General features: G+C 39.3%; 9 protein-coding genes. 7 read left to right on the top strand and 2 right to left on the bottom strand.

Annotated features, from left to right (window positions below; translation table 11 throughout):
• Positions 1-92: 92 nt before the first annotated feature.
• Positions 93-461 carry an SET domain-containing protein gene (locus JOC76_RS23510; protein ID WP_205181208.1) on the bottom strand — a complete coding sequence of 123 codons (369 nt, stop codon included), beginning with the start codon at positions 459-461 and terminating at the stop codon, positions 93-95.
• Positions 462-640: 179 nt separating this feature from the next.
• Between JOC76_RS23510 and JOC76_RS23505 the strand changes: the two genes are divergently transcribed.
• Both JOC76_RS23505 and ilvA read left to right on the top strand, forming a co-directional pair.
• Complete coding sequence (locus tag JOC76_RS23505; RefSeq protein ID WP_205181207.1) at positions 641-1,033, top strand: hypothetical protein; 393 nt, start codon at positions 641-643, stop codon at positions 1,031-1,033.
• A 75-nt stretch (positions 1,034-1,108) separates the two neighbouring features.
• A complete protein-coding gene (gene ilvA, locus JOC76_RS23500; RefSeq protein ID WP_205181206.1) occupies positions 1,109-2,320 on the top strand; it encodes a threonine ammonia-lyase in 1,212 nt (403 codons plus the stop codon).
• A 174-nt stretch (positions 2,321-2,494) separates the two neighbouring features.
• Here the strand turns inward: ilvA and JOC76_RS23495 are convergent, their stop codons facing one another.
• A complete protein-coding gene (locus JOC76_RS23495; RefSeq protein WP_205181205.1) occupies positions 2,495-3,670 on the bottom strand; it encodes a sulfite reductase subunit alpha in 1,176 nt (391 codons plus the stop codon).
• A 205-nt stretch (positions 3,671-3,875) separates the two neighbouring features.
• Here JOC76_RS23495 and JOC76_RS23490 point away from each other — a divergent pair, with 205 nt between their 5' ends.
• The 5 genes from JOC76_RS23490 to JOC76_RS23470 all read left to right on the top strand — a co-directional run bounded on the left by JOC76_RS23490 (position 3,876) and on the right by JOC76_RS23470 (position 8,900).
• On the top strand, positions 3,876-4,127 hold the full coding sequence (locus JOC76_RS23490; RefSeq protein ID WP_205181204.1) for a ferredoxin: 252 nt from the start codon (positions 3,876-3,878) through the stop codon (positions 4,125-4,127).
• Between the two features lie 198 nt (positions 4,128-4,325).
• Positions 4,326-5,531 carry an amidase gene (locus JOC76_RS23485; RefSeq protein ID WP_205181203.1) on the top strand — a complete coding sequence of 402 codons (1,206 nt, stop codon included), beginning with the start codon at positions 4,326-4,328 and terminating at the stop codon, positions 5,529-5,531.
• Between the two features lie 22 nt (positions 5,532-5,553).
• Complete coding sequence (gene ggt, locus JOC76_RS23480) at positions 5,554-7,209, top strand: gamma-glutamyltransferase (protein WP_239557928.1); 1,656 nt, start codon at positions 5,554-5,556, stop codon at positions 7,207-7,209.
• Between the two features lie 582 nt (positions 7,210-7,791).
• Positions 7,792-8,373: a chromate transporter gene (locus JOC76_RS23475; RefSeq protein ID WP_205181202.1), complete on the top strand. Its 582-nt coding sequence runs from the start codon at positions 7,792-7,794 to the stop codon at positions 8,371-8,373.
• Complete coding sequence (locus tag JOC76_RS23470; protein WP_205181201.1) at positions 8,370-8,900, top strand: chromate transporter; 531 nt, start codon at positions 8,370-8,372, stop codon at positions 8,898-8,900. Before JOC76_RS23475 ends, JOC76_RS23470 begins: the two co-directional genes overlap by 4 nt.
• Positions 8,901-8,918 lie beyond the last annotated feature (18 nt).

Raw genomic sequence — 8,918 nt, 5'->3', positions numbered from 1 at the left:
ATTCAATGTAACATGTTGGTAAGCCGTATGCCTTAGTAGGGCACGTGCGGTTTGATAAGGGGGAAGCCTCGTGAGAGGTTTCCCTACTTTATTTATAACATTTCAAACCACACAGGGGTATCATTATCGGGGTCTCCATTGTAGTTTATTAAAATTTCTTCGCCCTCTACTATATTGGTATGAGCATAAAAGTCTATCGTTTTGTTAGCTAAGTTTAATTTATATAAAGCATTTGGCTGAAAGGAATGGTTAAACAGTGAACCGTAGCCTAATGCAAGCGCACATTCCTCCAAATTTTCTCCCCACCAAAATACATACTCTATAAACACCGTCTTCCTCAAATTTTTATATTCTTTGCTTGGTGAAATAATGACTGGAGCCTCGTGGATGAGTTCGCCCTTTTCAATATTACGGGTTGCAAAGATTCCTCTGCCATATTTAGATTTTTTTACTTCAAACAAAACCGATCCACCGCCTTTTTTTCATAAACTCTTCAATTATTCTTATTCCACTCTATGCTAGGCGAAAGCAATTTGATTATGTACTTTACAAAGTGTTTGAATCTTATAAAAAACACACGATTTAGGTAGTTTCACATAAAATAATTGAAATTTGTGTTCCGGGATTGGGGGGGATGGAAATGTCTAAGGAAACAAGTAGCGAACAAGAAATCAAAGAAAAGAAAATTCTGCAGTTGGAAAATGAGGTTGCTCTTGGGTTATGGATTCAAGTAATCGGACAGTTTATTGAGATTAAGGGATTATCTGGATTATATGTCTTAGAAGAAGACCCCTTTAAAATGGGTGAACAGCAAATTCTTACAGGCGCGTGGGTGAGAACGATCGGTCAATTGTTAGAGGCTTTGTCGGTACAAAGCCAAATTGGAGAAACCGATAAAATGAAACTTTTGCTTGAACAAAAAATTGCCATAACTGGGGATTTCCTTGTGTCTGTTGGATCTGCCTATGAGGTATTGGGGGGTCTGAAAGTACTTGAAGAAGAATCCGTTAAACTTCCGAGAATTGTGCCGTAACAAAAGACTAAGTATAAATAAGTGAACCAGGTATATCCTAAAAATAATAAATTTGGATATGAGAGGTCGTTAGATTTGATATCTATAGATGATATTATTCTTGCACGGGAAAAAATGAAGGGAGTTGTTCATACAACTCCACTTGATTTTTCGCAAACGTTTAGCAATATTTCTGGAAATAATAAAGTTTATCTCAAGCTTGAAAACCTACAGAAAACAGGCTCTTTTAAAGTAAGAGGCTCCTATAATAAAATGATATCCTTATCAGAATCCGAGTTACAAAAAGGGGTGGTGGCGGCATCCGCCGGAAATCACGCTCAAGGTGTGGCTTATTCCAGTCAAATGCTAGGGATCCCCTGTACCATTGTGATGCCTAAGGGGGCGCCGTTAAGTAAAGTATCCGCAACTAAACAGTATGGTGCAAAAGTAGTGCTGCAAGGGAATGTGTTTGACGATGCTTTAGCTTACGCATTGGAATTAAAAGAGCAAATGGGGGCAACTTTCATCCATGCCTTTGATGATGATGCTGTCATTGCTGGACAAGGGACAGTTGGTCTAGAGATACTTGAGCAACTTCCAGATGTTGAAGCCATTATGGTACCTGTAGGAGGTGGGGGACTCATTGGTGGTATAGCCTTAGCGGTTAAGGAGAAGAATCCCGATATTCGTGTCTATGGTGTTCAAACGTTAGCATGTCCTAGTATGAAACAATCTTTAGCCGAAAATAAGCCTGTCATGGTGGATTCTACCCCGACAATGGCTGACGGGATTGCCGTCAAAAAACCAGGTATACATAATTTTGAGCTGGTAGAAAAATATGTAGATGATGTTTTGTGTGTGGATGAAATGGAAATTGCTAGAACCATGCTACTTCTGTTAGAGCGGAATAAGCTTCTGGTAGAAGGGTCAGGGGCCGTCTCCTTGGCGTCTCTATTATATCAAAAAGTTAATTTCAAAGAAAAGAATGTAGTAGCAGTTCTTAGTGGTGGAAATGTGGATGTAAATTTCATTTCACGCATTATTGAGCGTGGTATGGTCGAATCCGGACGATATGCTAATTTTACTTTGATTGTAAAAGATAAGCCAGGGGAATTGCAAAGAGTGTTACGTTTTATATCAGATTTAGATGCTAATATCCAATCGGTTCATCACGATCATTTTGGCAAGGATATTTATCCTGGCTATGCCCAGCTGAAGCTCGCGTTAGAAACGAAAAATCAGGACCATATAGAGGAAATTAGGTTACTTTTAAAAAATAATGGTTATGTTGTTAAGGATTCGAACTAGTTTAAAGAATTTAGAGATATTCCTGGATATGAAGAAGATCCATCATATGATTATAAAAATAAGAGTGGGGTCAGTACGGATTTGATTTTGGCTTGAGTTATAAATAATCATCTAACAAAGAGGGACTCCATTAAATGGAGTCCCTCTTTGTTAGATTGGTTTAAAACCATCTATTTAATATACATCTCGTTGATAACGGCCTTGTTCTTTCATACTGTTAAGATATGCTTCTGCTTCTTCAGGCGTCATAGATCCTTCTTTTTCAATCACGCTTAAGAGAGCGCTGTGAACGTCCTTCGCCATATATTGCTTATCACCGCAAACAAAGAAATAAGCTCCATTTTCCAGCCATTCAAATAATTCTTTGCTGTTTTCAAGCATTCTATGCTGTACATAAACTTTTTTGTCTGAATCACGGGAGAACGCAGTCTCTAATCTTGTTAGAACTCCGTCTTGTTGATATTTTTCTAACTCATCTTGATAAAGGAAGTCTGTGGATGCATGCTGATCACCAAAGAAAAGCCATGTTCTGCCTTCTGCTTTTGTAACTGCTCGTTCCTCAATAAATGAACGGAATGGTGCAATGCCTGTCCCAGGACCGACCATAATAATATCTTTTTCTTGCGACTCTGGCAAATGGAAGTGCTTATTGGGCTGTACAAAAACGGGAAGTGTATCTCCTTCCTTCGTACGTTCTGCAACTTGGACAGAACATACACCTTTCCGATCGCGTCCGTGAGCTGTATAACGAACAGCACCGATGGTTAAATGTACTTCACCAGGATGAGCAGTGATGCTGCTTGCAATCGAATAAAGACGAGCTGTCATTTTTCTTAAAAGAGATACAAACTCTTCGGCAGTAGCCTTAAATGGTCCGAAATCACGTAACATATCAAGTAAATCTCGACCATTTGTATATTCTTTTAATTCAGCAGCATTTTCTACTTGGACAAGCCTTTGCAGTTCTTCATTTTCTGTAAATGCAGCTGCCCCGGAAAGAATCTTTTTAGATAAAAGCGTGATTTCAAAATGGTTTGTTAATGCTTCTATTAATGGGAGTGTTTCACCTTGTTTACCAACGGTTACAACGATTTTTCCATCCCAATTCATTTCTTCAAGAAGTGCTGCCACTAGTTCTGGATCATTTTGAGGAAGGACACCTAGAGCATCCCCAGGGTTATAGGAAAGGCCAGAACCTTCTAATGATAGCTCAATATGTCTTGTTTCTTTATTTGAGCTAGCCCCATTTAAGTTGATGTTTTTTAGAACTTTCGCTTGAAAAGGATTCATTCTTGAATATGTTGGCGGTACTTTTTTACCTTCATTCTTATTTTCTGCTGTTATTTGCATATGTTTCACCTCTTAAAGTGTATTTACTAGGATATCTAGGTTAACTGTTTCTTACTTACACCACCTATTATAACTGGTTAGCATTAAAATTCCCTTAAAAAATGCTTGTAAAAAATTTTAATATTAAGATAAAATTAAGAATTTAATTTTATCATGAAAAACGTTGTTAAGAAACCCATCATCTAGAAAAATATAGGAGAATATTATGACAAAAAAATTTACAATTGTTGATCGAGATACATGTATTGCGTGTGGGGCATGTTTTGTTTCTGCTCCAGAGGTTTTTGATTATGATGACGACGGCATTTCATTTGTTTATTTAGATAAAAACCAAGGAAATGCTGAAATCCCAGAAGAATCAATAGAGGATGTAATAGAGGCATATGATGGATGTCCATCTGGCTCCATAAAAATCTCGAACGAGCCTTTTAATAGCGATCCAGGCAAGTTTGAATAATATTTTATAGAAAAATAAGATAGAGAATGAATCTTAAAGGAAGCTGCTCAGATGGAGTCAGTTTCTTTTTTTATTGGCAGGTTTTATTTAGTGATATTAACCAAAAACATTTAAATCTTTAGAAGGAATACTAATGACTCGTTTGAATTTTCTCATTATAATTATATATAAACTTCATTAGTGAACTGGGGGTACGGCATGAAAAATCAGTGGAATGCTTTTATGGATGATCAGTTAAATATAGTTCCTACTGCCGCTGGAAAATTAAATGGTCGAACGTTTGCAGTTAAGGATGTATTTGATATAAAAGATTATCTTGCTAGTGCTGGAAATCCAGACTGGCTCAAAACCCATCAACCGGCAACTCAAAACGCGCCTGTTATTAACTTGTTATTGGACCAAGGGGCATATCTAAAAGGAACTACCCATACAGATGAATTAATGTATAGTTTAAATGGTGAAAATTTCCATTATGGTACCCCAACTAATCCATATGCACAAGATCGAATACCAGGGGGTTCTTCCAGTGGTTCAGCTGTAGCGGTGGCTGCAGGATTAGTGGACTTTGCACTCGGTACGGATACAGGTGGATCCATTCGGATCCCATCATCCTATTGCGGGTTATTTGGATATCGACCGACACATGGTTTAGTGAATATTGAGGGAGTGGTCCCATTAGCTAAATCTTTTGATACGGTAGGATGGATGGCAAACAGCGCCGAAGTATTATTAAGAGTTGGAGAAGTTCTCATTCAGCATGATAATGAAATTCATGAGGACTTTGATTCGATCTATTTTGAAAGAGAAGCCTGGTCCTTTGTCGAAGGAGATACAAAGGACTGCTTAATAAACGCAGCAACTATATTATCTGAATTGTATGACAATTCTGACTCAATTGTTATTTCAGATGAGGGGCTGACAGATTGGTCACAACTTTTTAGAAGCATTCAAGGAATTGAAATTTGGCAAGAACATGGTGCGTGGATTGAAGCCGTAAATCCAACCTTTGGACCTGGAATAAGGGAACGGTTTGAATGGGCTAGTACTTTGAACCAACTTGAGCTCAACTCTTTAAATCATCATAAAGAAAAAATAAAACAAAAGCTTTCAAGTTTATTAAAAACAAACGGCCTATTAGTCATACCCACTGCACCAGGAGATGCACCATTACGAAAGTCATCATTGGAGGAAATGGAGACTTATCGCACAAGAGCAATGAAGCTGACCTGTATAGCTGGATTAACGGGGTTCCCACAGGTAACGATTCCTTTATTGAAAAGTAATGGAATCCCAATCGGATTATCGTTCATTGCTAACCAATACCAAGATATTCAGTTACTCAGATGTGCCAAGCGATTGACGTCTGTTCTTGTTGAGAAAAGTGTGAATATTGCAACTAAATAAAAATGGAAAGGAGGCAATTTAATTGAAAAATGGTGTAAACTGGTCCTTTCGTCCAACAACGATGGCCCCGAATGCCATGATTACCACCCCGCATTATTTGGCCTCTCAAGCTGGCATGAAGATTCTGCAAGAGGGAGGAAATGCTGTTGAGGCTGCGATTGCAGCTGCAGCTACAATCGGTGTTGTTTACCCTCATATGAATGGAATTGGCGGCGATAATTTTTGGTTAATCTACAATGCCGAGACCCAAGAATTAAAAGGATTAAATAGTAGCGGTCGTTCTGGTGAAAATGCATCCATTGATTTTTACAAACAGCAGGGACTAGAGAAGATACCTGCTCGGGGACCGCTTGGCGCTAACACGGTTCCAGGGGCAGTTGCCGGCTGGGAAAAAGCATATCGTTATTCAACCGAAAGAATGAAGGGAAGTATTCACTGGGAGGAACTGTTAAAATCAGCGATTCATTATGCGAAGGAGGGCTTTCCAGTAACCCCAAGCCAAGAATATTGGACCAATATTAACTTAGATGACACAAACAATCAATTTAGGCATTTGCAACGATTTTCGGAATTTAAGAAAATTTTCACAAAAACATCTGGCTTTTCATATCGAACAGGTGAAATAATAAAACAGAAGGACTTAGCCTTGACTTTAGAAGGAATATCCAAAGAGGGGAGCGGCTTATTTTACCGAGGGGATATTGCTAAGTCGATTAGTAAAAATCTCCAAGCAAATGGCGGCTTATTAACCTACGACGATTTTGTTTCACATCATTCTAATTGGGTCGAGCCTCTTTCCGTTGACTACCGAGGATACCGTGCCTACAACCTTCCTCCGAATACACAAGGTTTTGCATCCTTATCGATTTTAAATATTTTGAATCAATTTGATCTCCCTGCCATTGAAGAAGGGTCTGCGGATTATTTTCATTTACTAATCGAAGCAACAAAACTCGCATTTGAGGATCGAGACAAGTATTTGACGGATCCAGAATTTTCGCCTATTCCCTTAGAGGAGCTCTTATCTGTTAAAAGGGGAATAGAATTATCCGCTAAAATCGACTATACTAAACCAATCAATCTTCAAAAACAATTGGATCCAAAAGGGGATACCGTTTGGCTTGGCGTAGTGGATCAATATGGAAATGCAGTTTCGCTTATTCAAAGTATTTACCATGAGTATGGCTCTGGTTTCATTCCAAAAGATACGGGAATTATATTGCAAAATCGGGGTAGCTTTTTTACGCTAGATGCGAACGATGTAAATTGTCTTTATCCTAAAAAACGAACCTATCATACGTTAAATCCAGCGATGATTTTTAAGGAAAATCAGCCTTATTTGGTTTATGGGACGATGGGCGGAGAAGGTCAGCCGCAAACGCAAGCTGCTTTAGTAACAAGGATTCTCGATTATCAATTTCCGATACAGACAGCGATTGAGGCCCCAAGATGGTTATATGGGCGAACATGGGGAGCAGAATCCAATAGTGTCAAAATTGAAGGAAGAGTTGCCAACGATATTATTGAATCACTGCAAACAAGAGGACATCAGGTAGAGGTGGTAGATACCTTTACGGATGTCATGGGGCATGCAGGGGTCATACAGATAGATCCGAATAGTAAAGTGAAATTTGGCGGTGCAGATCCTCGAGGTGATGGGGCGGCACTAGGATTCTAGATTAATAGAGTTATTTCATGGACTGCAAAGTGGAATAGTGTGCTCCAGCGGTAAATGAAAGAGCTGTTCATTGCCCGAAAAGAGTTAAAAAGTACTCTTGTGGTAAATGAAAGGCCCGTTCATTGCCCGAAAAAAGTTCAAAGTTAGCTCTCGCGGTAAATGAAAGAGCTGTTCATCGCCCGAAAAGAGTCAAAGAGAGCTCCCGCGGTAAATGAAAGAGCTGTTCATTGCCCGAAAAGAGTCAAAGAGAGCTCCCGCGGTAAATGAAAGAGCGGTTCATTGCCCGAAAAAAGTCAAAGTTAGCTCTTGCGGTAAATGAAAGAGCTGTTCATCGCCCGAAAAGAGTCAAAGAGAGCTCCCGCGGTAAATGAAAGAGCGGTTCATTGCCCGAAAAAAGTCAAAGAGAGCCCTCGCGGTAAATGAAAGAGCGGTTCATTGCCCGAAAAAAGTCAAAGAGAGCTCTCGCGGTAAATGAAAGACCGGTTCATTGTCCGAAAAGAGGCAAAGTGTACTCCTTCGGTCAATGAGCTTTTCATCTTGAACAATAATACAAAAGCAAACAAGAAAAAGGGTGGTTAAACAGTGAAACTTCAATGGGATCTATTTATTGCATTTTTCAGGTCCGGACTGTTAGGATTTGGCGGTGGACCATCTGCGATTCCACTCGTACATAAAGAAATAGTGGGTACATTTAAATGGATGAATGACCAAGAATTTACGGATGTTTTGGCTCTCGCCAATACACTTCCTGGACCCATCGCCACAAAGATGGCTGGATATATCGGTTACCGACTAGGTGGAATCCTCGGCATGATCAATGCCATTTTGGCAACAGTGTTGCCTACCATATTGATGATGTTGGTTCTATTAACATCTTTTAATAAATTCAAGGATAATCCAAGAGTCCAAGGGATGACCGGTGCTGTGGTACCAATTGTGGGTGTGATGATGGCAACCTTAACATGGGAGTTTTTAAAAAAATCAAAGGCAGGCTGGGGCTGGACGAAGGGTCTCCTCCTACTCGCCGGTAGTTTTATTTTGATGGAAATCTTCCATGTAAATCCAGGTATTGTGGTTGCAGTCTTACTAGTAACCGCATTAGTGTTTCCGGATAAAAAAGAAAAGAATGAAATTCCAATGAAGGATAAAAGTGAAAGCCTATGATCTATTTACAAATATTTTTCGCGTTTTTTGTTCCGAATATTGTGGGGTATGGCGGCGGTCCTGCATCGATTCCTTTAATTGAGCATGAGGTAGTGAACCGTTATGGCTGGGTTACAACCAGTGAATTTAGTGAGATTTTAGCATTAGGGAATTCTTTGCCAGGGCCGATCGCCACAAAGATGGCTGGTTATATTGGCTTTGAAGTGGGAGGAGCAATCGGCGCGGTCATTGCAGAATTTGCTACCATTGCTCCTTCCTTAATCTTAATGATTGTACTTTTGCAGTTAATTTTTCGACATAAAGATTCACCAAGAGTGAAGAGATTATCTAAGATTGTTGTTCCTACTGTAGCCATTTTAATGGCAGGACTTACTTTTGATTTTTTTCAAACCTCTATTAGCTCCAATGGAGTTTTGCAAACGATTATTATTGCCATAATAAGTTTATTATTATTAGAAAAATGGAAGGTGCATCCGGCCTTTGTGATTGTAGGCGGCTTGGCTTACGGTGCTATGTTTTTAAGTTAAAAAACAAAAACGACATTC

The organism is Neobacillus cucumis (assembly GCF_016908975.1).
GTDB classification, from domain to species: Bacteria; Bacillota; Bacilli; order Bacillales; family Cytobacillaceae; genus Neobacillus; species Neobacillus cucumis.
This window is presented reverse-complemented; position numbering and strand designations above follow the sequence as displayed.